At 51.3% G+C, this 23979-nt stretch carries 17 protein-coding genes; 11 read left to right on the top strand and 6 right to left on the bottom strand.

Annotated elements, in window-relative coordinates; translation table 11 throughout:
* Nucleotides 1-127 precede the first annotated feature (127 nt).
* Nucleotides 128-607, bottom strand: coding sequence for a c-type cytochrome (locus tag IX84_RS30570; protein ID WP_052515680.1), 480 nt, complete (start codon nt 605-607; stop codon nt 128-130).
* A 106-nt stretch (nt 608-713) separates the two neighbouring features.
* Here IX84_RS30570 and IX84_RS01390 point away from each other — a divergent pair, with 106 nt between their 5' ends.
* From IX84_RS01390 to IX84_RS01410, 5 genes are all read left to right on the top strand, one after another.
* Entirely contained in the window at nt 714-1166 is a 453-nt protein-coding gene (locus tag IX84_RS01390; RefSeq protein ID WP_044215917.1) for a hypothetical protein, read from the top strand.
* A 196-nt stretch (nt 1167-1362) separates the two neighbouring features.
* A complete protein-coding gene (locus IX84_RS01395; protein WP_202965190.1) occupies nt 1363-2211 on the top strand; it encodes an MBL fold metallo-hydrolase in 849 nt (282 codons plus the stop codon).
* A 318-nt stretch (nt 2212-2529) separates the two neighbouring features.
* A complete protein-coding gene (locus tag IX84_RS01400) occupies nt 2530-2736 on the top strand; it encodes a hypothetical protein (protein WP_052515682.1) in 207 nt (68 codons plus the stop codon).
* Between the two features lie 251 nt (nt 2737-2987).
* Nucleotides 2988-5042, top strand: a complete 2055-nt coding sequence (gene paaZ, locus IX84_RS01405) for a phenylacetic acid degradation bifunctional protein PaaZ (protein ID WP_044215921.1) — start codon at nt 2988-2990, stop codon at nt 5040-5042.
* A 19-nt stretch (nt 5043-5061) separates the two neighbouring features.
* On the top strand, nt 5062-5574 hold the full coding sequence (locus tag IX84_RS01410) for an AAA family ATPase (protein WP_044215923.1): 513 nt from the start codon (nt 5062-5064) through the stop codon (nt 5572-5574).
* Here IX84_RS01410 and IX84_RS01415 read toward each other — a convergent pair.
* Complete coding sequence (locus tag IX84_RS01415) at nt 5555-8272, bottom strand: alpha-L-rhamnosidase (RefSeq protein ID WP_044215926.1); 2718 nt, start codon at nt 8270-8272, stop codon at nt 5555-5557. The genes IX84_RS01410 and IX84_RS01415 overlap by 20 nt on opposite strands.
* Nucleotides 8273-8331: 59 nt before the next feature.
* On the bottom strand, nt 8332-9465 hold the full coding sequence (locus tag IX84_RS01420; RefSeq protein ID WP_044215928.1) for an ATP-binding protein: 1134 nt from the start codon (nt 9463-9465) through the stop codon (nt 8332-8334).
* A 347-nt stretch (nt 9466-9812) separates the two neighbouring features.
* On the opposite strand from IX84_RS01420, the gene IX84_RS01425 reads away from it, so the two are divergent.
* The 3 genes from IX84_RS01425 (at nt 9813) to IX84_RS01435 (ending at nt 13463) form a co-directional block, all read left to right on the top strand.
* Nucleotides 9813-10088 (top strand): type II toxin-antitoxin system RelE/ParE family toxin, encoded by a 276-nt coding sequence (locus tag IX84_RS01425; RefSeq protein WP_044215930.1) that lies wholly within the window; start codon nt 9813-9815, stop codon nt 10086-10088.
* A 149-nt stretch (nt 10089-10237) separates the two neighbouring features.
* On the top strand, nt 10238-10534 hold the full coding sequence (locus IX84_RS01430; RefSeq protein ID WP_044215932.1) for a HigA family addiction module antitoxin: 297 nt from the start codon (nt 10238-10240) through the stop codon (nt 10532-10534).
* Between the two features lie 490 nt (nt 10535-11024).
* Complete coding sequence (locus tag IX84_RS01435; RefSeq protein ID WP_044215934.1) at nt 11025-13463, top strand: TonB-dependent receptor; 2439 nt, start codon at nt 11025-11027, stop codon at nt 13461-13463.
* A 267-nt stretch (nt 13464-13730) separates the two neighbouring features.
* On the opposite strand, the gene IX84_RS33200 is transcribed toward IX84_RS01435, so the two are convergent.
* The 3 genes from IX84_RS33200 to IX84_RS01450 all read right to left on the bottom strand — a co-directional run bounded on the left by IX84_RS33200 (nt 13731) and on the right by IX84_RS01450 (nt 21101).
* The gene (locus IX84_RS33200; protein WP_160213604.1) at nt 13731-14414 is read right to left on the bottom strand and encodes a PKD domain-containing protein; all 684 of its coding nucleotides are present in this window, start codon (nt 14412-14414) and stop codon (nt 13731-13733) included.
* 1092 nt (nt 14415-15506) lie between these two features.
* On the bottom strand, nt 15507-17270 hold the full coding sequence (locus IX84_RS01445) for a PKD domain-containing protein (RefSeq protein WP_160213606.1): 1764 nt from the start codon (nt 17268-17270) through the stop codon (nt 15507-15509).
* 63 nt (nt 17271-17333) lie between these two features.
* Nucleotides 17334-21101 carry a T9SS type A sorting domain-containing protein gene (locus IX84_RS01450; protein ID WP_160213609.1) on the bottom strand — a complete coding sequence of 1256 codons (3768 nt, stop codon included), beginning with the start codon at nt 21099-21101 and terminating at the stop codon, nt 17334-17336.
* A gap of 279 nt (nt 21102-21380) precedes the next feature.
* On the opposite strand from IX84_RS01450, the gene IX84_RS33205 reads away from it, so the two are divergent.
* From IX84_RS33205 to IX84_RS01465, 3 genes are all read left to right on the top strand, one after another.
* On the top strand, nt 21381-21539 hold the full coding sequence (locus IX84_RS33205) for a hypothetical protein (protein ID WP_160213611.1): 159 nt from the start codon (nt 21381-21383) through the stop codon (nt 21537-21539).
* 78 nt (nt 21540-21617) lie between these two features.
* Nucleotides 21618-22919, top strand: a complete 1302-nt coding sequence (locus IX84_RS01460) for a glycosyltransferase family 39 protein (RefSeq protein WP_262501592.1) — start codon at nt 21618-21620, stop codon at nt 22917-22919.
* 178 nt (nt 22920-23097) lie between these two features.
* The gene (locus IX84_RS01465; protein WP_044215947.1) at nt 23098-23979 is read left to right on the top strand and encodes a pirin family protein; all 882 of its coding nucleotides are present in this window, start codon (nt 23098-23100) and stop codon (nt 23977-23979) included.

Here is a 23979-nt window from a genome sequence, read left to right on the forward strand (position 1 = left end):
GCTCTTGCCAAATTTTGTCCTGCTCTTCGTTATTCTTCGGTCACGTCCGTACGGATGTTCCCTCATCATGCCTTGATCAGAATAAAATTTGGCTGCGTCCGCTCCAAAAGCAAAACCCCAACAAGCTCTAACTTTCCTGAAGCGTTTTCAGGTAAGCGACCACTTTACGGATTTCCGCATCCACTTCAGCTTCGGTCTCCAGGTTTTCAGATTCCCGGAAGGTCTCGCCCCAAACGGGCATAGCGCCACCATGCCCCTTGAGCTCTTTGTTGCCTTTGACAATATCAAAGATCAGGGCCTCCGGATATTCGCCATTGCGACGGGCAGCGATCTTAGTCAAGTCAGGAGGGGTGACTTTGAGCAAGTCCGACATGGGCCCGGCAACACCTTCTTCACCGTGGCAGATTTTACAGTAAGAAATGTATAGCTCCTCGCCCCGCTCCAGGGGGTCCGCCGCTTTGTGGACCGGAGCCTCTGTTACGGCCTCTTCCTGTGAAGTGTCTGCCTCATTCTTTTCGGCGGTATTGACACACTGCGCCAACAGTAAGGGGAGTCCGCAGAGGGCTAATACTCTCAGGGCTGCATTCAGAACGGTTGGTTTTTTCATTTTGAATTTTATTTGGTTTTGTCTGCCATTAATTTACAAAGCATTGGCAATCTTTGCAATTCAACAAGCCATGATTTACATCAACCACCACTTAATCCGATAAAAATTGGGAAAGACCATCAAAGAAAACCTGACTGATCAGTGCCGGGCACAATTGCAAGCCCGGATAGCCACCCTGCAGCGGTCTGTGGAAACCATTCAGGCAGCCCGTAACAACGAAACCAAAAGCAGCGCCGGCGATAAATACGAAACCGGTCGGGCGATGATGCAAATGGAAGAGGACAAGGTCATGGCGCAGCTCGATCAGGCGCAGTTTCAGTTGCAACAGCTCCGGCAGATCCCCGCTTACAGCGGCACCACCATTAGTTCCGGAAGCCTTGTGCGTACCCAAAAGGGCTGCTACTTTTTATCGGTTAGCATGGGCAAAGCTATGGTGGATGGAACAGTATTCTACTGCATCTCCACTCAGGCACCGCTCGCACAGCAAATGCTTGGGAAATCGAAAGGGGACAAGATCGTCTTCAACGGGCAGGAAGATGAAATTTTGGACGTAACATAAAAAAAGCCCGCTCGAAGGCGGGCAAATTACAAATCGTGACCTTATGATTTTTTAACCTGTCTTACTAACTGCAAGTACCGTGCCAAAAATCAAAATACAACTGTTTCTCTGCATTTTATGCCCCACTTTTTTGCTAATATCGGGTGGTTGCGGAAGCTCAGCACCTCAGCCCGCCTCTGATGAACCCGTTTCGGCAGTGGAAGCAACCGTTTTAGGCATTGCACAAGATGCTGGCTACCCTCAAGCCAATTGCCAGAAAGCCTGCTGCCGCCCGGCCTGGGACAATCCCGCAAAAAGGCGAATGGTCAGCTGCCTGGCCATCAGCGACCGGCAAGCAGGCAAAGCCTGGCTGCTGGATGCCACGCCCGACTTCCCGGAGCAGCTGCAGTTCATCCGGGACAGCCTGGGATTGGAACTGGGAGGTATTTTGCTCACCCATGCCCACATAGGCCATTACACCGGCCTGATGTACCTGGGCAGGGAAGTGATGGGCGCTCAAGGCGTCCCCGTGTATGTCATGCCCCGTATGGATAGTTTTCTCCGGGAGAACGGCCCATGGAGTCAGCTTGCTGACCTCGGCAACATCGAACTACGCACCCTGCAGGCAGGACAAGCCGTAGCACTTAGCCCAAACCTTACCATCACCCCTTTCCCAGTGCCCCACCGCGATGAGTTTTCGGAAACAGTAGGCTTTAGCGTGCAGGGCCCTAACCACCAGCTGATGTTCCTGCCGGATATCGACAAATGGGGCCGCTGGGAAGTGCCCATCGACTCCATGATAGAGGTTCATGACCTCGCTTTTCTTGATGCCACTTTTTACTCCGGAGCCGAGCTGCCCGGGCGGGACATGTCGGAAATCCCCCACCCTTTTGTGCAGGAAAGCCTAAAACGCTTTGCCCCTTTACCGGACAGCATCCGCAGGCGGATTTATTTTATTCACTTCAACCACTCCAATCCTTTGCTGCAAGCGGGCAGTGCAGCACAGAGGGAGGTGGAACAGGCAGGGTTTGGGATCAGCCGGGAGGGGATGCGGTTTGAGTTGTAGTGGTTTAAGGCTTTCTTTAGCAGCCAAAGCCGCATATTTATTGAGCCCTTCATGGCAGATAAAAGAACGATTATTGCCATTGACGCGTTTTTTAAACGCAGATATATTAATTTTCAGCAGATTATACTGACGATTAAGTGGTTTTCCATAGCAAACCTACTCAATGTCAGTATTTACGCTGGGAAGTGGCTTGCGCTTGCCCTGACAAGCTATGCTTCGTCAGTGGCCGATGTCGCAAATCCAAGATCCCGACATTTATCGTCGGTGACCACTTCATATTGTGTATAAATTTGCGTACACATGGAAACCACCAAGAAAATGTCCAATCTTCAACTTGAGCTCCTAAAAGTGTTTAGCTTCGACCTCGAAGACCATCAGATTATTGAAATCAGAAACCTTTTAGCCAACTACTTTGCTGAGAAGGCTACAGCGGAAATGGATAGACTATGGGAAGAAAATCAATGGAACGAAAAAACCATCGAGGAATGGTCTAAAGAACATATGCGGACTAAATATTCTTTCTAACAAGTTTCATCGTATCCAATGATACCCATTTTAAGGCGCTCCATGATATTAATTTCCCCGCAGTAGAAGTTGTTAATATTGACGACTTTCTGCTCGAATTATCGAAAAGTTCTCAAAACGAGTAATGCAGATTCGCTGGTCCATTAGTCAGGAAATGAAAATAGCAAAGTATATCCTCTAAATCTTGCTTTCCCACATTTTTCGTAAATTCGCGAACGAACGATCGTTAGTACATCCAAATAAAACCAACCATGCCCAATACCAATCTTCACAACTACCTGCTGGGACAATGGACGCCCCACGATGGGGACGGATTCCCACAGTACGATGCTGTCACCGGTGAGCTTATTGCCACCTGCGGAAGCGAAGGGCTCGACTATGCCGCCATTATGGATTATGCCCGCCGGGTGGGTGGCCCCAATTTGCGGAAAATGACCTTCCGCGAGCGTGGGCAGATGCTCAAAAAGCTGGCGCTCTACCTGCACAGTATCCGCAAAAAATACTATCCGCTCAGCTACCGTACCGGCGCGACCAAGGGCGATAGCTGGATTGATATCGATGGCGGTATTGGCACCTTATTTGCTTACGCCAGCCTGCGCCGGCAATTTCCGGACAAGCCTTTCCATATTGATGGAGAGGCGGTGGGGCTGTCCAAAGAAGGGACTTTCATCGGCCATCATATCATGGTGCCTAAGCATGGCGTTGCTGTGCATATCAATGCCTTCAACTTCCCCATCTGGGGGATGCTGGAGAAGCTCTCCGTCAATCTGCTGGCCGGCGTGCCTGCCGTGGTCAAGCCCTCTGAAATTACGTCCTTCCTTACCGAAGCTATGGTGCGCGATATCATCGACTCTGGTATTTTACCGGAAGGTGCCGTTCAACTGGTATGCGGAAAAGGCCACGGCATTCTGGACACCCTGGGCGAACAGGACACCGTCACGTTCACCGGCTCTGCCTCTACTGGGCGCAAGCTGAAAGCCCTGCCTAATATCATCGAAAATGCCGTCGCTTTCAATATGGAAGCTGACAGCCTAAATGCAGCCATTCTGGGCGAGGATGCGGTGCCCGGCTCCCCCACTTTCGACCTGTTCATCAAGGAGGTGCGGCGGGAAATGACGGTCAAGTGCGGGCAGAAGTGTACGGCCATACGGCGCATCATCGTACCGGAAAACCTGGTGGAAGATGTACAGTTGGCCCTAAGCCAGCAATTGCAGAAGACGACCATCGGCAACCCTACAGTGGAAGGGGTGCGCATGGGGGCACTAGTCAGCAAAAAGCAACTCGAAACCCTGCGGCAGCGCATACAGGAACTGGCCGGAGAAACCAATATCGTATACGGGCAGACCGACGGCTTTGAAGTCATGGGCGCCGATCAGAACAAGGGCGCCTTCTGCTCCCCTATCCTGCTGCTCAATGACGATCCGTTCAACAAGCAGGGCGCTCATAATATTGAAGCCTTTGGCCCCGTAAGCACGCTTATGCCCTATAAAGGCCTTGAAGAGGCCATCGAGCTGGCGAATATGGGCAAAGGCTCACTCGTAAGCACCGTAGCCACAGCCGATGAGCGTATCGCAACCGACTACGTGATGGGCGCAGCGGCTTACCACGGGCGCATTCTCATCCTTAATGAGGAAAGTGCCAAAGAGAGCACCGGGCATGGCTCCCCTATGCCTCTGCTGGTGCACGGCGGGCCAGGCCGGGCTGGTGGCGGAGAGGAAATGGGCGGCGTGCGGGGCGTCAAGCACTACCTGCAGCGCACGGCCATTCAGGGGCACCCTACGATGATAACAGCAGTGACGGGACAGTACCAAAAAGGTGCAGCCTACAAAGAAAAAGCCATCCACCCTTTCCAGCAGCATTTTGAAGATTTGGAAGTCGGTGAGACGCTCATTACCGCCAAACATACCGTTACCGAAGCGGACATCGTCAACTTTGCGAATGTGAGCGGCGACCACTTTTACGCCCACGTAGATGAGACCTCACTGGAAGGGACGATCTTCGAGCGGCGGGTCGCACATGGGTATTATCTGTTGTCCAAAGCAGCCGGCCTGTTTGTGGACGGACGGAAGGGCCCCGTTTTGCTCAATTACGGTATTGAAGACTTCCGTTTTACCAAACCGGTTTATCCGGGCGCGACCATCGGCGTGCGGTTCAGCTGCAAGGAGAAAATCCGTCAGGAAAAGCGGGACGAGGAGGACATCCGCAAAGGCATCGTCAAATGGATGGTGGATGTGTACGATGAAACCGGCGAGACGGTGGCGATTGGCACTATTCTGACTATGGTGAGGATGCGGGATCAGAACTGAGAATTGTTACATTTGCGCCATGAAGCGCATACTCTTTACCGGGCCGGAATCTACAGGCAAATCCGCCCTCGCTACACGGCTGGCAGAGGAATGGGACACCGTTTGGGTGCCGGAATACGCCCGTACCTATCTGGAGCAACTCGGCCGCCCTTACAACGAAGCGGATCTTCTAAACATCGCCAAAGGGCAACTGCAATGGGAAGACCAATACGCCGAAAAGGCAACTGACTTTCTTTTTATTGATACCGGTATGCTGGTGATGAAAGTCTGGTCGGAATTCAAGTACAACCGCTGCCATCCCTGGATTCTGGAGCAACTGCAACGCCGGCAGTACGACCTATGGGTGCTCTGCGGTATTGACATTCCATGGGAGCCTGGTCCCATGCGGGAAAACCCCAACGAGCGGGAAGCCCTGTACGGCATCTACCGGCAGGAACTGCAACAGCTAGGCGTACCCTTTATTGAACTCTGGGGCAGCCGGGAAGAGCGGGTGGCGCGGATGCAGGAACTACTTACTCATACCGATATCTAAACTCATAAGCTCCCGGCACCGCCTCAAAAGTCACAGCCTCATTGACCTGCTGAACGTTCGAAAAATCAGAGTGAGACAGCAGCGGACCTCCATCGGCTTCGACCGCAGAAAGATTGGCATTAGGCAGCTCGATTACCGCTGTGGTATTGGGTGGAATGGCTACGTTAAGTACCAGTTCGCCCGCCATTAAGGACCAACCGGAGGCAATCCTGCCGTAGGGGGAATCCAGGGAAGCTTTGGCGTATCCTAACCGGGCATCAGGCTGAGGTTGGATGCGGATTTTTCGGTAGCCAGGCTCCAGCAGCTCAATGCCGGCCACTACCCGGTACATCCAGTCGCCGATAGCGCCGTAGGCATAGTGGTTGAAAGAATTCATGCCGACATCCTGAAAGGTGCTGTCGGGGCGCTGCCCGTCCCAACGCTCCCAGATGGTGGTGGCGCCCATCGTCACCGGATACAGCCAGGAAGGGTAGGATTTTTGCAGCAGCAGATCATAGGCAACTTCCGTGTAGCCGTGATCGGAGAGGACGTGGCACAGATAAGGCGTGCCCAGGAAGCCCGTAGACAGGTGATTTTTACGCCTGCGGATATCGTCAACCAGATGGGCGGCAGCTTTGGCGCGCAGGGGCTCCGGCAACAGCCCAAACTGTAATGCCAGCACATAAGCCGTTTGGGAATCGGAGGCAATACGGCCGGATGGGGTAACATATGCTTTCTGGAAAATGGCTTTGACCGCTTCGTAGACGGCCCGGTACTCCATCTCCTCTTCCGTTTTCCCCAATACGCCCGCCGCCTGAGACAGCAAATGAGCGGAGTACGCAAAAAACATCGTGGCAATCATATCCGGATCGGTGTAGCCATCGGGGGCAGTATGGTTATTGCCGTGGGGCTTGTAAAACAGCCAGTCACCAAAAACGCTCCCACCTTTCCACATCAATGCATCACCAGCCTGCTCCCGGATGTACTCTACGTAGGCCTTCATCGAGGGATACTGCACGGATAGCAGGCTCGTATCGCCATACACCTGGTACAAATCCCAGGGGATGATCGTCGCCGCATCGCCCCAGCCGGCGGATACACCATTATTACGCAGCACGTCAGGAATCACGAATGGTACTCCTCCGTTCTCTAACTGATCCGCGTGCAGGTCTTTCAGCCATTTGGTGAAGAAGGCGGCTACGTCCATATTGAAGGCAGCCGTGCGGCAGAACGCCTGCGCATCGCCCGTCCAGCCGAGGCGCTCGTCCCGCTGCGGGCAATCGGTCGGGACATCCAGGAAGTTTCCTTTTTGCCCCCAGACGATGTTGTGCTGCAGCTGATTAATCAGAGAATCGGAGCATTCAAAAGTACCAGTCGGTTCCATGGCGGAATGAATAACCACAGCGGTCACGTTTTCGGGCTTCAACTCCCCCGGGAAGCCCTCCACGGCGATATAGCGGAAGCCCATGAAGGTGAAGCTTGGCTCGTACACTTCCGTCGCTCCCCCTTTGAGGGTATACACCAGTGTAGCTTTGGCGGCACGTAGGTTAGCGGTGTAGAATTCTCCTTCCTTGTCGAGCACTTCGGCGTGACGGATGGTCACGGTGGTACCTGCTTTGCCCGCGACCTTCAGGCGGACCCAGCCTACCAGGTTTTGACCAAAGTCGGCGACCAATGTACCGGATGGAGTGCGGAAGATGGTATCCGGAGCCAGTTCCTCCACTTGCTGCACCGGTACGGAAACAGCGCCAATGAGGTTGGACTTGGAATGCCCCGCCACCGTTACCGGCTGCCAGTTTTGGTCGTCAAAGCCCGGTCGGCTCCATCCGGTGGGTTCCATACGGGCGTCGTAGGTTTCGCCATTGTAGATGCTGTTCATGCGGATGGGGCCTTCGCTTGTGCCTGTCCAGCTACCATCCGTCAGGATCATGTCCCGCTGACCGTTTTCGTAGGTGATCTCAATTTGGGCAATCACCCCTACCCTTTTGCCATAGAGCCCCCAATTGTCCATCCAACCCATCGCCCCCCGGAACCAGCCGTCGCCCAGGTGCAGGCCCACGGCATTGTCCCCGCGTACCAGCAGGTCGGTCACATCGTACACCTGATACTGAATGTGGTCATCGTAGGCGGTCCAGCCCGGCGTGAAGACCTGATTGCCCACCTGCTGCCCGTTCAGAAAAAACTCGTATAGCCCACGGGCAGAAACATAAGCCCGGGCACGGGCAATCTTGCCCTTTAGTTGGAATGCCTTCCGCAGCAGGTAAGCGGGACCATCTTTTTCCTCCACCTGCACCGGTTCTATCCATTTGGCCTGCCAGTCGTCAGCACGCAGCAGCCCCATTTCCCAAAAGGCAGGAGCGGACCAATCCGATACCTTGCCCTGATTGCTCCAGACTTTCACCCGCCAGTAATATCGTTGCCCCGAGGCCAGGGCTTTACCTTCATAAGGCAGGAGTACCGAAGCACCTGAGGTGATTTTGCCAGTGTCCCAGACCAGGTTGCTCTTTTTAAAATCAGGATCAGTAGCCACCTGAATCGCGTAGGCTGCCTGCATCAGCCCGGGGTCATCGCCTCTGAGTTTCCAGCTCAGCCGGGGCTTTTGGGCGTCGATGCCGATGGGGTTAGTTTTGTGCTCGCATTGTAAGCCGTAGATGCTTAGGGCGTGCAGCGTAGTCGTCAGTAGACTTAGCAGCAAGGTGGTGGTTAGTATCCGTTGCATGATCTGTGGGTTGGTAAATTTGGGTAGAAGATAGGGAAAATGGAGGATTTTAGGCGAGGTCAACTGACCCACTCCAGGAAATTTTCCCGGCTGATCACCTCAAATTCGGAATTGGGATAAGTCTCCTTAAATAGGTTCGGAAGTTTAGCTTTTTTATTAGGGTTCCATTTGAACTCATAAGCATGAAGCTTCCCTTCCCTATCCTCAATCCAATCTATTTCCTGCTGATCGTACGTTCTCCAAAAGTAGTTGTACACCAGCATTTTTTCGTATTGCTGATATTTGATGCGCTCGCTTATGATGTAGTTTTCCCATAATAAGCCCACATCGTTTCTGTTTTCGATCGGCTTCATATCCCCTATCAATGCATTCCTGATCCCATTATCAAAAAAATACCACTTCTTGCCTTTGACAATTTCTTTTCTCAGGTTTCTACTCCAGGCGCCTACTGAATGGATGATGTATACCTTGCTCAATAAGTCCAGGTATCGCTCTACCGTGTTTTTACTGATCCCCAATTGCTTGCCCAATTCAGTAAAACTCACTTCACTTCCTATTTGATAGGCAATCAGCCGTAATAACTGAAGTATCTTTTCTGAATTCCGGATCAAATCAAATTCCAGGATATCTTTCAGCAGGTAAGACTTAATCAATTCATCCAGGTAGGCTTTTCGTTCCTGTAAGTCTTCCAAATGGATCAGTTCAGGGTAATTCCCGTAAACCAATCTGTTCCTGAGATTTGCCTCCTTTTCAAAAATACTTTCCGTCTGGTTCAGTTCCTTTTCTGACAATCCAAAAAGATAAAAAGTGTGCTTTCTCCCAGTCAGTGGCTCTCCGGTAAACTTTTCTAAATCAAAGGCAGAGGAGCCCGTAGCCAGTATTTTTATACCCGCTATCGTGTCTACCATTAGTTTTAGCACATTGCCTATCTCCGGAATTTTTTGGGCTTCGTCAATAATCAGTAATGACTTTCCCCCTATGATGTTTTTATACCTTTGAGTACTCCTATACTCCAACTGCCTTCTGACATCCTGATCCTCTCCGTGCAAAAGCAGATAGGGTTCGGATATTCTATTTAGAATTTGTTGGATCAGTACCGTTTTTCCAACTCTTCGCGGTCCCAGAAGCACAACTACTTTGTTTGGGCGCAAATACTTTAGGACTTCATCCTCAATCGCTCTTTTTAGCAGCATCGTTTGTCTATTTGTACCCTAATATACATAAACTGACCATTTTTAGCTAAATTTAGTCAGTATGAATGCTATTTTTAGCTAAATTTAGTCAGTACGCTGCCTTTATTAGCTTTAACTAATGTGACGGACAGGAAGCAATATTAATAGGACAGGCAGAAGCAGAAAAGTGTTGAGCTTGATGCGATAGTGGAATTGGAAGTAAAATCATAACTAAAGTCTTCAGACGGGCGCCCATTTTTATCGGGAAACTATTTTTGGTGCGTTTACTCCTACATATAAACCTTGCTCGTTTACAGAAAACACAAACCAATTACTTATCTTTAGCGTTAGTAACGCAAAGCGGAATCATGATTATCTCATTTGGATCAAAAGACACGGAACGGATTTGGGATGGAATCCGAATCAAAAAGATACCGCTTGAAATACAAAATATCGGACGGCGGAAATTAAGGATGTTGAACAACGCTCAGAATATCAACGACCTCAGAATTCCACCATCCAACAGACTTGAAAAGCTAATTGGAAATCTAAAAGGTTTTTACAGTATCCGAATCAACAAACAATGGAGAATCATTTTCAAATGGGATAGCGGAAACGCAAGTGAAGTAGAAATATACGCTTAACAAAGTGGTTTGCGACATCGGCCACTGACGAAGCATACCTTGTCAGGGCAGGCGCAGGCCACTTTCCAGCGTTTATGCCGACATCAAGTAGGTTTGCTGTGGCAAACCACTTTATCGTCGGTATAATTGACTATCATTAACACATGCCAATGGAAAAGCTAGCCAATATCCACCCGGGAGAAATCCTGTTTTTTGAATTCATGGAGCCGCTGGAAATTACAGCTTACCGGCTTTCAAAAGATTTGCATATACCGCAAACCCGGATTTCAGCCATCATCAAGGGGAAGCGCAGGGTAACTGCCGATACTGCCCTTCGCCTCAGCAAATACTTTGGCACTTCAGCCAAATTCTGGCTTGGGCTTCAGGACGACTATGATATTGAGGAAGAACGCAACAGGAAAAGTGTGGAGCTTGATGCGATAGCGGAATTGGAAGTAAAATCATGACAAGGACAGTCAGATTAGCACAAAAGCCCCCTTGCCCACCCCCTGCATTTTACCTACCTTTGCCTGTCAGTTGATGGCAGCGGTGAGATTTACCGTTGCTGTTCGGGGTGTTTCCCGGTTAATGCCGGGATTCTGAGATCATACCCATAGAACCTGCCCGGGTAATGCCGGGAAGGGAGACGAGTAAAAGTGCTTTTGAAAGGTTGTGAGAAGGTAGTTAGGACAAAGAAAGCGTATGTTACCCTACTAACGGAAATAACATGCGACTTCTACGAAGTCGGGCAGCAGGGAGTTGCCTGGGATAGTAACGTATGACTTCTCCGAAGTCTCTCATAATTCACCACATAGCATATCCTTATCAAAGCATCAGGCATTCATGCCTTACCGTTCTTTTCTTATGGGATGAAAGGCTGCCCAACGGTGGCCCTGAAGGCAAACACTCGCCCGGCCCCTGGGTGGAGTGATTCTTTCAATTTTCATCTGTTTTCTCATGTTTTACCAATCTGTTTTTTCTACGTTGCTGCTGCTTGGGCTCCTGGGCTCATTGACAGCACAGACGACTATCCAAGGTACCGTTACCGACCCGGCGGGCGTCCCGCTTACCGGGGCTAATCTTTTGCTATTGCCGGGCGATCAGGGTGCGGCAAGTGATGCGGACGGGCAATTTTCCATTCCAAACGTAGCAGCAGGCAACTATACCCTGCGCGTGAGCTATGTGGGGTACGAAACCCTGCGCAGGCCCCTCCAAATTGCAGACGGGCAAGGCGAAGTCAGCCTACAGCTCACCCTGGAGCCCCGCGCGTTCACGGCCGAAGAGCTGACCGTGCGGGCTACCCGCGCCGGAGCGACGACCCCCATGGCGTTCCTCAATGTGGACGAGGAAGACATCGAGCCGGTCAACCTGGCACAAGACCTGCCCTTTTTGCTGCGGTGGACGCCCTCCGTGGTCTCCACTTCTGATGCTGGCGCGGGTGTGGGCTATACCGGTATCCGCATCCGGGGCACCGACCCTACCCGCATTAATGTCACCGTGAATGGCATCCCCATCAACGATGCGGAATCGCAGGGCGTGTTCTGGGTGAATATGCCGGACTTTGCCAGCTCTGCTTCTGACATTCAGATACAGCGGGGCGTGGGGACGTCTACCAATGGTGCCGGTGCCTTTGGCGCGACCATTAACATCAATACCACAGAGCTGAGACCCGAAGCCTACGCTACGCTGAACGGCTCCGTAGGTTCCTTCAATACACAGTGGGCGAATGTGGAATTTGGCTCCGGCCTGCTCAACGGCAAGTTTACCCTCGACGGGCGCCTGTCCAGTATTACCTCGGATGGGTTTATCGACCGGGCCTCTTCTGACCTTTCCTCCTACTACCTATCGGCAGCCTACCTGGGCGAAAGCAGCAGCCTGCGCTTCGTGACCTTCTCCGGCCGGGAGCGGACCTATCAGGCGTGGTATGGGGTGCCTAAGGATTTTCTGGAGGTGGACAGCCTGCGCACGTTCAATCCTTCCGGTACAGAAAAGGAGGGCGAGCCTTACGAAAACGAGGTGGACAACTACGGGCAGGACCACTATCAGTTGATCTACAACAACCAAATCAGCCGCAACTGGAGCTTCAATACCGCCCTGCACTACACCCGGGGCGCAGGCTACTTCGAGCAGTACAAGGCAGGCGAATCGCTGGCAGACTATGGCCTGATGCCGGTAGACCTGGTGGATACAGTGATTACGCAGACCGACCTTATCCGGCGATTGTGGCTGGACAACGACTTTTACGGGGGCGTGTACAGCCTCAACTACATCAGCGATGACAACCGGCTGGATGCCACCCTCGGCGGCGGCTACCACCACTACTTTGGCGACCACTTCGGGGAGGTCATCTGGGCTGAGTTTGCCTCAAATAGCGAGAAGGACTTCCAATACTACCAGAATGATGCCACCAAAACGGACTTTAACATTTACGCCAAGTTCAACTACGAGCTGCTGGACGGGCTGCACGCCTATCTCGACCTGCAATACCGGCGCGTAGGCTACGAATTCCTCGGTTTTGACCGGCAGGGCAACAACGTTGATCGAACGGAAACACTCGACTTTTTCAACCCCAAAGCCGGCCTGTTCTACCTGATCAATAACCGCTCGGAAGCCTTTGCCTCCTTTGCCGTGGCCAACCGGGAGCCCAACCGCAATGACTTTGTGGAATCCACCGCCGACAGCCGGCCGGACCCGGAGCGCCTCTATGATACCGAAATCGGCTACGAATACCGCTGGGACCGGGCAGCCATCCACCTGACCGGCTACTATATGCTCTACCGGGATCAACTGGTCCTGAATGGCGAGGTCAATGATGTGGGCGCCTTTACGCGTGTGAATGTAGACCGCAGCTACCGCCTGGGGCTGGAAGTGGCCGGTGGCGCTCAGCTTGCCGATGGGCTGCGCCTGGATGGCAACTTTACGCTTAGTCGCAACCGCATTGCAAGCTATACCGAGTTCGTGGATGTGTACGATGAGAACTTTACCTACCTGGGGCAGGAGGCTTTCACTTATGAGGAAACAGACCTCTCTTTTTCCCCTGACGTTATTGCGGCAGGCGGCTTATCCTACGAGACGCTGCGCCTAAAGGACAAGACCGACCTCATCTTCACCCTGCAGACCAAGTACGTCGGGCAGCAGTACATCGACAATACCTCCGATGAGAATAATACCCTCGACGCCTACACCTTCAGCGACTTCCGCATCAACTTCAACTGGCGACCGGGCTTTCTGAGGGAGCTGTCGCTCAAGCTTTTGGTGCAGAATGTCTTTGACGCCCGGTACGAGACCAATGCCTGGTCCTACCGCTATCAGTTTGACGGGAGCCCGGCCCTGGATCAGGGCTTCTTCCCGCAGGCAGGGCGGAACTTTTTGGTGGGGCTGAGTGTGGGGCTGTAATCTCATAAGCATCAACCCAACTTTCCCAGGATTGCCGGTCTTACCTACGGGTGGGATCGGCAATTTTAACTTTCGATGGCCTGATTCAACTGGAACCTATTGGGTTCTCTCTACTGACGACATCCAACCTTCAGGGAAGACCCCGGTGGCGATTGTGGAGTCACGACCTGAGTTGTCCTGTCCGGCCGCGACTCCAAAGTCGCCGCCGGACTAAAGTACAACAACATAATAGCGAAAGAATATCCCATAATGTAGCCGTTTTAAGGATCAACGATTACCAATCTTCACCACCTTTCCCGCTTCCAGGACACGCCCCTGTTCCTCCAACCGCCAGGTGTAGACGCCCGCCGGATGCCCGCTCAAATCCAGTGTGTTGAAGCCGGCCGACAGGCGCTGCGTGAGGACGGGCCTGCCCATAACATCGTATACCACGGCATTGGCTTGTACGGGCAGCCAACCCGCCCGCAGCGACAGGCTGAAGCGCTTCCGGAAGGGGTTGGGGAAAGCAGTGGCAAGTGGGGCTGTTTCCACTTGCTGGGAGACCGTGACGGGCTCTGTAAACTCCAGCGTTTTGCACTTCGTATCACTGCCATTGGCGTTGCTGACGGTGAGGCAGACCTCGTAAGTGCCGGGACCGGGGAACGTATGAGCGGGCAGGGTATCCATACTGCTGCTGCCCTCGCCGAAGTCCCAGGACCAGGTGGCCGGCTCGTAATCGCTCAGGTCATAAAACTGCACGGTGAAGGGCGTGAGCGTATCCTGCTCGTAGCGCCAGCGGGAGAGCGGGAGGTTGTCGATGCCGAGGGTATCGCAGGGGCTGCCGTCTATAGGGCCGAGGCGGTAGTTGGGGTAGTTAGGGACGGAGCCTAAATTGAAGGTGGGCAGCTCTAGGCCACGTTGCTCTATGCGGCAGTCCGGGCATGGGGCACCGGGATTATGGATAACGTGCATGAATCGATTAGATAGCCCTCCACAAATGTAAATTTTCCCATCAGGACCGAGCTGTGATAAATAAAAGGTTGTTGGATTGAAATCTATAAACCCATCATAGTTTGCGACAACATTTTGAGTTTCAAGCAAATTGCTGTCAAGCAAGTCATATTGATATAAAAAGTTACCCGATGCAGTATATAAGTATTTTGAGTTTCGAGAAACTGCGCCTCCTCCTCTGAGGGCTGGAATGTCAAGGATTATTTTCACGTAATTATCAAACAGGCCTGTACAACGGTCAAACTCGTATATTGTCAAATGGTCGCCAACGGCGTTACTAACAGAATTGTACCTAATGTGCTTGTTGCCATTTGGAGAAAAAAAAGCCTGTCCCCCTCCTATTGGCAATTCATCACCTATCTTTTGTGCCCCAATGTACTCTACTCCAATAGGCGTAAGTAGAAAACGGTGGAATTCATTTAAAGTATGCCGAGCTGCAATAACCCACCAATCCCGTCCATTTGCGTGGCGGCAGGCACTAAGTTTGCCATAATCTAAAGTGTCCTCTAAAATTTGCTCTCTCCTTAGAATTACAGCACCTAAACCATCGTTTTGGTTTTTGTTGATTATTGAGTAATAAAGGTTTTCTCCCGCTATTGAAGATCCTGAAGCAGGAAACTCAAAATTATTAATCTGAGTATTCATGAATGCGAGCAAGGAGTCTGAGTTAGGTATAGAAATAATTAACCCTGATTGAGCAGATATCCAGCCAGTAGAATAGTCTGATTCCAGCCAGTTTGCTCCGCCATCCATTATTAAATGTTGGCGATTATAAATGTTTTGACCATCATAATAACAAAATAGTTGTCCTTCATCATCACTATAAGTGACGTTGTTCTCCCAAAAGTAAGCCTCTCCAAGGGCTTGTTGATCAATGACCTCTAAGCGTTCTCCTGCAAAAGCCAGCCGTACTAAACCGAAATCGTTCGATGTGTCTGTTCCTTCTCCACCACTATATCCCATCATCCAATTGTAGTCGTGTAATTGGGCGTGTAAAAGAGGGTTACCGAACAGAAGTAAAAAACCAATAAAATACCGCATAAGAAAATAGTTTTACCGATTTCCAATCTTCACCACCTTCCCCACCTCCAGTACGCGCCCCTGCTCCTCCACCCGCCAGGTGTAGACGCCCGCCGGGTGCCCGCTCAAATCCAGCGTGTTGAAGCCCGCGGAAAGGCGCTGGTTGAGGACGGGCCTGCCCATCGCATCGTATACCATCGCATTGGCTTGTACGGGCAGCCAACCCGCCCGCAGCGAAAGGCTGAAGCGCTGCCGGAAGGGGTTGGGAAAAGCGGTGGCAAGTGGGAAAGTTTCCGCTTGCTGGGTGGCTATGACGGGCTCTGTAAACTCCAGCGTTTTGCATTTTGTGTCACTGCCATTGGCGTTGCTGACGGTGAGGCAGACCTCGTAGGTGCCGGGGCCGGGGAACGTATGAGCGGGCAGGGTATCCATACTGCTGCTGCCCTCGCCGAAGTCCCAGGACCAGGTGGCCGGCTCGTAGTCGCTCAGGTCATAAAACTGCACCATGAAGGGCGTGAGCGTATCCTGCTCATAGCGCCAGCGGGAGAGCGGGAGGTTGTCGATGCCGAGGGTATCGCAGGGGCTGCCGTCTATAGGGCCGAGGCGATAGTTGGGGTAGTTGGGGACGGAGCCTAAATTGAAGGTGGGCAGCTCTATGCCACGTTGCTCTATGCGGCAATCTGGGCAGGGGGCATTGGGATTGTGGATAACGTGCATATAGCGAGTTCCAAAACCTCCGCAAATGTAGATTTTACCATCTGGACCGCGTTGGGAGGAATGGAAAGTGGTCGGGTTAAAATCAATAAAACCGTCGTATTCTGCTACCAAGGTGCGGCTTGAAAGAATATCTGCTGCCCATAGGTCATATTGGTAAAGATGAATACCTGCTCCAAGATATAAATACCGGGAGCCTTTTGCTACCGCAGCCCCACCGCCACCACCAAACTGATCAAAAGCTTCCTGACGGGGATTGCTGAGCAATCCAGTGCATCGGTCAAAATCGAAAATACTCAAGTTGTCCTGTTCTCCTCCTCCTACGCTGTTATACCGGATATGCTTATTGCCATCTGGCGTAAAGAAGGCTTGTCCACCTCCAATAATCACTTTATCCCCGATTTGTTGAGTGCCCACCCATTCAAGCCCGGTTGGAGTCAAAAGAAACCGGTGAAATTCATTAAAAGTATACCTGGCTACAATTATCCACCAATCACGACCATTCGCATGTCGGCAGGCGCTCAATTTGCCAAAATCCAGAGTATCTTGTAAGGCTTCTTCTTTTCGAAGTATGACTTTACCCAAGCCATTATTTTCCAAAAGATCAATAACTGAAAACAGTAAATCTTCTCCTGCAATATTTGAGATTGGAGTTAAATCAGGAAATGAGTTCGTAGTAGAATTAATAATGGACATAGAATGCTCTGAATTAGGAATTGGGAGAGCTAAACCGAGTTGTGGTGCTATCCACCCAGTTGGATATTCAGTTTCATGCCAATTGGCACCACTATCCATGGTGAGATGAACTTGATTATAAATATTCTCTCCATCATAATAACAAAATAATCTTCCACAACTATCACTAAAAGTCACGTTATTAACCCAAAGTGTAGCTTCTCCTACCGCTTGGTGATCAATAATCTCAAGGCTTTCGTCTTCAAACCTCCACCACATCAGCCCAAACTCATTCGTTGTATCTGTACCCTCCCCACCGCTGTATCCCATCATCCAGTTATAGTCGTGGAGTTGGGCGTGCAGGAAAGAGCTGCAGAGCAGGAGCAAGTAAACAATAAAGTATCGCATAAAAAAGGTATTAGAAAGCCATGCCATCTGAAAAATTCAAGTGGCATGGCTTTTCAGGAAGAATTATTTAATGACTTTTACGCTTTGAGTGCTGCCGTCTATCAAATGAACCACAGCAATGTACAGCCCTTTTGGGTAAGTGCTCAAATCCGCCTCCAGGAAGCGATCAGTGGCTTGCAGATTGAATTGGGCTACGCGCTGCCCGTCCGCTCTGTACAGGCTCAGCTCCTGAGCAGCATCCTGCCACTGTAGGGTCACGCTGTTTTGTACCGGATTGGGATAGGCGCGCAATTCGCTGGCAGTGGTGCTACCAGAGCTTGGTGCCTGGAAGGGCTGCTCGGGATTGCAAAGTGCTTCATCATCGTACGCCATGGACTCATAGGCTGCCAACACTGTACGGGCGTGCTGCACGCCTTTGCCGCCTTCGTCTGGGCACTGCTGAGCAATTTGCAGGAGGGTTTGCCATTGCTCACCGGAAAACGCAGGGGATGTCGTGGCTGTCATTTCCAGCAGTATCTGGAATACAGCCCATTCGTTAGCAGCAGCCTGTAACTCTGTAGCTATTGCTCCACCGGCGTTGAGCAGGCCAGAAGCTTCGGCCGGCACACTACTATACCAATCTGCGACCCACCCGGAGCGCTGCGCTAAAGCCCCTTCCAGCATCTCCCGAAGCTCGGCCCGCTCCGCTTGATAGGCTATTGAATCTATCGGAGAAAGCTCGGTATTCAAAATACTGTCTATTTGAGCTAGGCTAAGCAGGTACTCTTCCAATTGCACATCGCTTTCAGCAAGCTGGGCTTCTGCCTGGCTATCCAGTGCAAACAAACGCTGAGTGCCGCTTTCCATTTCCCCTACCGTCGCAACGGGGGTGTTGGCTGCCTCTTCCCAAAAAGCGGTCATTAGTGCATTGTCATTCAGCAGTTCCGGATGAGCTTGCAGTTTTTGGTAAACCGACCGCCTGCCCCTCCAGTCCCGGGTGGGGCCATATTCCCCGGCCTCCAGGTATCCCCCTTCTACAGCCGTGCTATCGTAGCGGGAAAGTTTGGGGTTGCGGGTTTCCCCACAAACCTGGTCGGCTTCGCAGTTTCCTGCTTCGAAGCCATCGTCGGGTACTATCCATGGTTGAGTCGTATTTGGAGTGCTTACATCAGGTAGAGGGTTTTTAGGTGTCATTGGAGGGTTTGTACTGAAATCAACTAAGTATAATGAATTAAGGACTTCAGATAATGCTCCCAAATGAAGTGCCTTCTGAGTGCCGTAACTCCCCAGCCATTCATTGCCAGGGTGGACTTGCAGGCTTGTCACGGCATCAGACTCACAGCGCAACCCGGTATCGTGGTCGAAGAAATCATTCTGCCGGTAGCGGGTGTCAGGGCAGGCCCCTTTGAAGCGCAGCCCGGTGCGGTGCCCGTCGGTCGTATTGCAGCAGAGGTATGTGTAGGCAGTGTTCAGCACTTCAATGCCCCGGGTATTGTGGCGCTCAGCTTGCATATTGAAAGTGACAGTGTTTTCCCGGATATTGTTGTGATCCCCGCTTTCGCTAAGATGGATCCCGGCACCTTCTTGCTTAATCAGCGTGGAGCTACCGGTATGGGCGACCAGGTTGCGCTCCACTTCCACCCTGTCTACAAAAGTCAGGGACACGCCATGCCCGTTATCGTCCGTCATACCTATAACGTTATCCTTTACGGCACCAGAGCTCGAAGGGCTAATGGTATTGGAAAAAAGCACACCAACTGTGAAAGGGTAGTTGTTATTGTTCAGTTGAGCCAGGGTATTACTGCGCACAACGAAGAAAGGGATAGCCCCTGTGCTGTTCAGCCCGGCAATCCCATACTGCTCAAATTCCAGGTTATTATCGAATACTTCCTTCAAAACTGTAGACCCACTGTGGTTGGCTACTATCAGCCCATCCTTTGTATCTATGGAAGAATTCAAAGCAAAATTTACAGTTGCAATACCCGATTGGTTCTCGATATGGGTACAGCGCGTCAGTCCCTCAAAGTGGCTGTAGCCAATAAAAACCAGAGCAGCGCTGTTGTCGTTAAGCCCCGAAAAGACACCATGCCCCCTTAAGTTGTGGAAGTTGGCAAAGGCAGAAGGGAACGCAATAGTAGTGGGGTTAAAGCTACCGGACAGGTCTGAGATATTAGCCCCTCTAAGCCTTAAGCCGGTATTGAAGGTGATCAGACCATTGCGCACCTCCCGGAAAAAGTTACTATTGGGTGTACTCCCTATCCCCACTTCCAGCAGGTTGCAATTGGATGCTACGATACCTGCCAGCCCACTTGTGCCCGGTGCAGGTGCCTGTCCGGGATAGGGCGGCAATAAGCCAGCCGCAGTACCCTCGAAGGTATTCCCTGCAATCGGAAGTGGTTGATTGACCTGCTCGGGCGAGGCTGTCATGGTATTAGGCTTGTAAATCCCGATGTAATTGTCCTGAAAGACGTTGTTCGCAATGAGCAAGGTAGAATTATGCAAGGCTTGCACGGCGTATTGGGCACCCGATACCGTACTGGATTCTATGGATAAAGAACCTCCTCCCTCCACAGTAATCCCCTTCCACATACGCTCACACCCATTGAACTCTGATTTGAGGCCCTCCAGACTGTTCCCATTAGGTACGGTAAGTTCCACACCTTCGTCAAAATACAATATGGAGCCTTGCGCAAAAGTATAACTGGCAAAATCCACCACCGCATCCCCTTCAAAGTACAAAAACTGCGGAGTGGTAGCCGCTTGCACAGGCGGCAGCAGCCCTTCACTCAATAGTGCACTGAAATTGCCTCCGGAAAGGGCATAAAATGGCTGGCCATCCGGCAAGCATGCCTCCTCGGCAAAGCAGTACTTTTCCAAAGACTGGCTGAGCGTCCCCGTAGAGGTATGGTCGCAAACGGAACCGTCATAGCTTACTGTATAGTTCAGCCCCAGCGTAATAGGCGCCCCTAAAGGCAGTTCTGTTGTTTCATTATAGGTAAAAGTGAAGGTCTTACACATTCCAGAACTGACACTGGCACTTTGGCTGGGCGGTATCACCGATATGCTGGCAGGGCTGGCAAAAGGGGCGAAATTCAGGATTACGTCTTCGTCTGAACATATCTCGTAAGTCACCGACAGGGCATCGCCGCTGCACAGGTCGCCGGTTACATTGGTGATGGTAGCGGTGGGCTCAGTGAAGGTGGGCTCTTTTTGGAGTTGGATGTCGTCTATTACGCAGGCCGCATTCGAATCATCATTTGATGATACTCCAATGTTTATTCTCACTAACAATTGATCATAGGCATTATTGACAGTCACACAAGGAACTTCTATCGTCTGCCAGCCAGGGTTCAAAGTATTTCCAGGTATTGAAGCTATCTGCTGTGCACCTGCCACCAATGGAGGTGCTTGCAGACAAACCGGGTTTGCGATAGGAATCGTTTGTACTCCGGAGGATAGAAAAAATTCAATAGTAGGATTTGCGAACAAATAATTATTTGAGGGATTAATGCTAAACTTCAAACGGACTTCATCCCCCGCATTTGCAGGTACATCAAGTGCTGCAATTAATCCCTCTGAGAAGATAGCGGGAATATTATTCGATTCTGCAACATAGCAATCGAGCAATGCTGCATTTATCCCCTGTGGAGGGGAGGCATTAGCCGCAATAGCTGGGCGCCCAAACCAAGGGCTCCATCCTGGCATGCAATTGTTTCCATCGATCAGCTGCCCGTTAGTGCAGGGCAACGTAACAGGCACACAAGTTTCCACCTCAAACCCTTCTTGCAGCAAAAGCTGTGCGGAAAGGGGCGAAGCGGTGGTCAGGAGCAGCATGGCAAGCCAATTGAGCAAGCGCGGGGGATTTAAAACATTCATCGATATTTGGATTTAATAGGTAAAGAAAGCATAGTTCAGGGCGCTGGATAAGCACAATGTCAATATCGGAATCTTTCCCGGTGTTCTGGAGAAAGGCGGATTAAGTCAATGTTAAGTTTTCTATCCTTCTGATAGGTGCAGCAAAAAGGATCAAGTCGAATTCATGATTCCTACTCAAAATCAGGAACCTAAACCATCTTTCAGCTATATTTGGGATCTCACAGGCATCTTACCAGTTTTAAACAATGGAAGCGTATGACAACGCGCCAGCTTAACCGCCAACAAAATAGCACCTGGATTTTTATTTTCCTGGGCTACTTACTGATATTGCTCTTCTCCGCAAATGCCCACGAAAGTCTGTTCTACCGCCCGCGCAGCGTGCATCAGTGGCGGCGGGCAGACAGTGCCAGCTAATCACTGAATTTTCATCAAAATGAGGTTTCTTTCTGGACACCGCAGCTGCACAATCAGGCGGGGCAAAATGGCTACGCAATAGCAGAGTTCCCGGTCACCTATTACTTTATCAGCATTTTGTATGATTGGTTTGGCGTCCACGAAGTGCTCCACCGGGGGACACACCTCCTGATCGTTATGGTGGGCTGGTGGTTTTTGTTCCTGATCGGGAAGCGGTTGACGGGTAGTGGTGGGCTCGCCCTGTTTCCGGTAGCCCTGATGAGCACCTTTCTGGTCTTCTTTTATTACAGCAACAACTTTCTGCCTAATGCCCCGGCAATAGGGCTGGTTTTGATCGGATGGTATGCTTTCTTCAGATACCGGGAGCAACCAAAACTGGTATGGCTTTACTTGATGGCGTTTTTCATGCTCATCGCCTGCCTGCTCAAGTTTTCAGAAGGGATTAGTTTCATTGCCATTCTTGCGGTTGGTTTGCTCAGCTTGCTGCCGGGAAGGTTATTCCCCAACGCTTTCATACCCCGAAATCACCTGCTGCACTGGGTTGGAATTGCCGTGGCCGTTATCGCTTTGAATATAGCCTGGTACGAATACGCCCGTTATTACAACGACGTATACGGCAACAACCAAAGCCTGATCGGCATTTTACCCTTCTGGGATATGAATAAGAACGACTGGCAACTGCTGGAATACATGGTAGAGGACGTATGGCTTCCTCATTTGATGCACCCGGTATGGTTGTATACGCTGGGCGCTATGACGCTTTTGTTCCTGGGGCTCTTCCTGAGGACGCATGAACTGTTGCGCTGGATCACACTCCTTCTGCTTGTGGGGTGTGGAGGCTACGGGCTGCTCTTTTTGAAAGCCTTTCCCATGCATGATTATTACTGGCTGACCTTTGCCATGTATCCGCCATTCCTGCTGATCACCTTGCTGGAATGGGGCGTTCGGGCGTTTCAGGGGCGACATTGGCTCATCAAGGCTGTCCCGGTAGCCGGTCTTTTCGCGCTAAGTATCCTGGGGCTGATGCAGAACCGCGAGATTCAAAAAGTGCGCTACACCGATGACCGGTTCCGGAGCGGACTGCCCGAAGGCTCCTACGAACTGGAACCCTACCTACGCTCCATTGGGGTGAGCCGCCATGCCAAGGTGGTAAGCGTTCGGGACAAAAGCCCCAATATCACGCTTTACCTGATGAATAACCCGGGATACTCAGAGGCTTTCAACGGCGGTGACTATACCGTAGGCGGGTTTCAAAAGGTAGGGGCAGAATTCCTCATCATCAATGACAGCAGCTATCTGGAAAAACCCATGTACCAACCTTTTTTAAAGAAACAGATCGGGGCTTACAAAGGGATTCTGATCTATGACATTCGTGAATAAATAGCTATAATCGGGGGCGCTTACTTCAGAGGTATTGCTGCGGCTCTGATAGCAGTTGTTAAAGCGTCTACTGTTTTCAGGCTTTTGCTTAGAAGAAAAATATCTTGAGAGGCGTTATTTTCCTACAGAGTATTCCCAGGGTAACACCCCATTGTAAAAGCACTCAACAAAACATGACATGGCCAACAACAAACTCATCGTAGACGAACGCCAGAAAGACCTTGGCAACTTCATGGTCGGCCGGCTGCTGCCCTTCCGTAAGAAACGGCAGGTAGGCCCCTTTACGTTCATCGACCACATGGGGCCTGCCCGGATAGGGGATGGCAATTATGTGGATGTGGACCAGCATCCGCATATTGGTCTAAGCACGCTCACCTATCTTTTTGAAGGAGAAATTGAACACCGGGATAGTATTGGAAGTGTACAGATCATCCGGCCAGGAGATGTAGGATTCATGACTTCGGGCAGGGGCGTGACGCACACCGAAAGGACCCCGCAGGATCTACGGGACGGGAAGAGGTCCACCCTCCACGGCTATCAAATCTGGGTAGCCTTGCCTAAAGCACAGGAAGAGATGACGCCCCGGTTTGATTACTATCCAAGTACGGATATCCCTTCCTGGACACAAGGACCGCTGCAGATCAAGCTGGTAGCCGGAGAGGCTTTTGGCCAATCGGCTCCACTGAAGGGCTACTCCCCCCTTTTCATGGTGGATATTTTCACGGAAGAAGAAACCACGCTGGACCTGAGCGGGCACCTCAAAGGCGAAGTCGCATTTGTTATCGTAAAAGGATCAATCACCAGCCAAGGGCAAAAGGTGGAGGCGGGCCAAATGCTGATCAGCAAAACGGACGAGGAATGTGAGATCTGCCTCGACGCCAACTCGCAAATCCTGCTCTTTGGAGGCGAGCCGCTACCTGAGGAGCGGTTCCTAATGTGGAACTTTGTTTCGCACAGCAAGGAGCGCCTGAAGCAGGCCAGAGCCGAATGGGTAGATAAGCAGTTTCCCAAGGTGCCGGGGGATGAAACCTACATCCCCTTTCCTGATTTTATACGATGA

This window comes from Phaeodactylibacter xiamenensis (genome assembly GCF_000759025.1).
GTDB lineage: Bacteria > Bacteroidota > Bacteroidia > Chitinophagales > Saprospiraceae > Phaeodactylibacter > Phaeodactylibacter xiamenensis.

Coding starts and splice junctions, on each gene's coding strand:
- IX84_RS30570 (WP_052515680.1), bottom strand. CDS start 607: ATGAAAAAACCAACCGTTCTGAATGCAGCCCTGAGAGTATTAGCCCTC.
- IX84_RS01400 (WP_052515682.1), top strand. CDS start 2,530: ATGTCCAATCTTCAACTTGAGCTCCTAAAAGTGTTTAGCTTCGACCTC.
- paaZ (WP_044215921.1), top strand. CDS start 2,988: ATGCCCAATACCAATCTTCACAACTACCTGCTGGGACAATGGACGCCC.
- IX84_RS01410 (WP_044215923.1), top strand. CDS start 5,062: ATGAAGCGCATACTCTTTACCGGGCCGGAATCTACAGGCAAATCCGCC.
- IX84_RS01415 (WP_044215926.1), bottom strand. CDS start 8,272: ATGCAACGGATACTAACCACCACCTTGCTGCTAAGTCTACTGACGACT.
- IX84_RS01420 (WP_044215928.1), bottom strand. CDS start 9,465: ATGCTGCTAAAAAGAGCGATTGAGGATGAAGTCCTAAAGTATTTGCGC.
- IX84_RS01425 (WP_044215930.1), top strand. CDS start 9,813: ATGATTATCTCATTTGGATCAAAAGACACGGAACGGATTTGGGATGGA.
- IX84_RS01430 (WP_044215932.1), top strand. CDS start 10,238: ATGGAAAAGCTAGCCAATATCCACCCGGGAGAAATCCTGTTTTTTGAA.
- IX84_RS01435 (WP_044215934.1), top strand. CDS start 11,025: ATGTTTTACCAATCTGTTTTTTCTACGTTGCTGCTGCTTGGGCTCCTG.
- IX84_RS33200 (WP_160213604.1), bottom strand. CDS start 14,414: ATGCACGTTATCCATAATCCCGGTGCCCCATGCCCGGACTGCCGCATA.
- IX84_RS01445 (WP_160213606.1), bottom strand. CDS start 17,270: ATGCGATACTTTATTGTTTACTTGCTCCTGCTCTGCAGCTCTTTCCTG.
- IX84_RS33205 (WP_160213611.1), top strand. CDS start 21,381: ATGACAACGCGCCAGCTTAACCGCCAACAAAATAGCACCTGGATTTTT.
- IX84_RS01465 (WP_044215947.1), top strand. CDS start 23,098: ATGGCCAACAACAAACTCATCGTAGACGAACGCCAGAAAGACCTTGGC.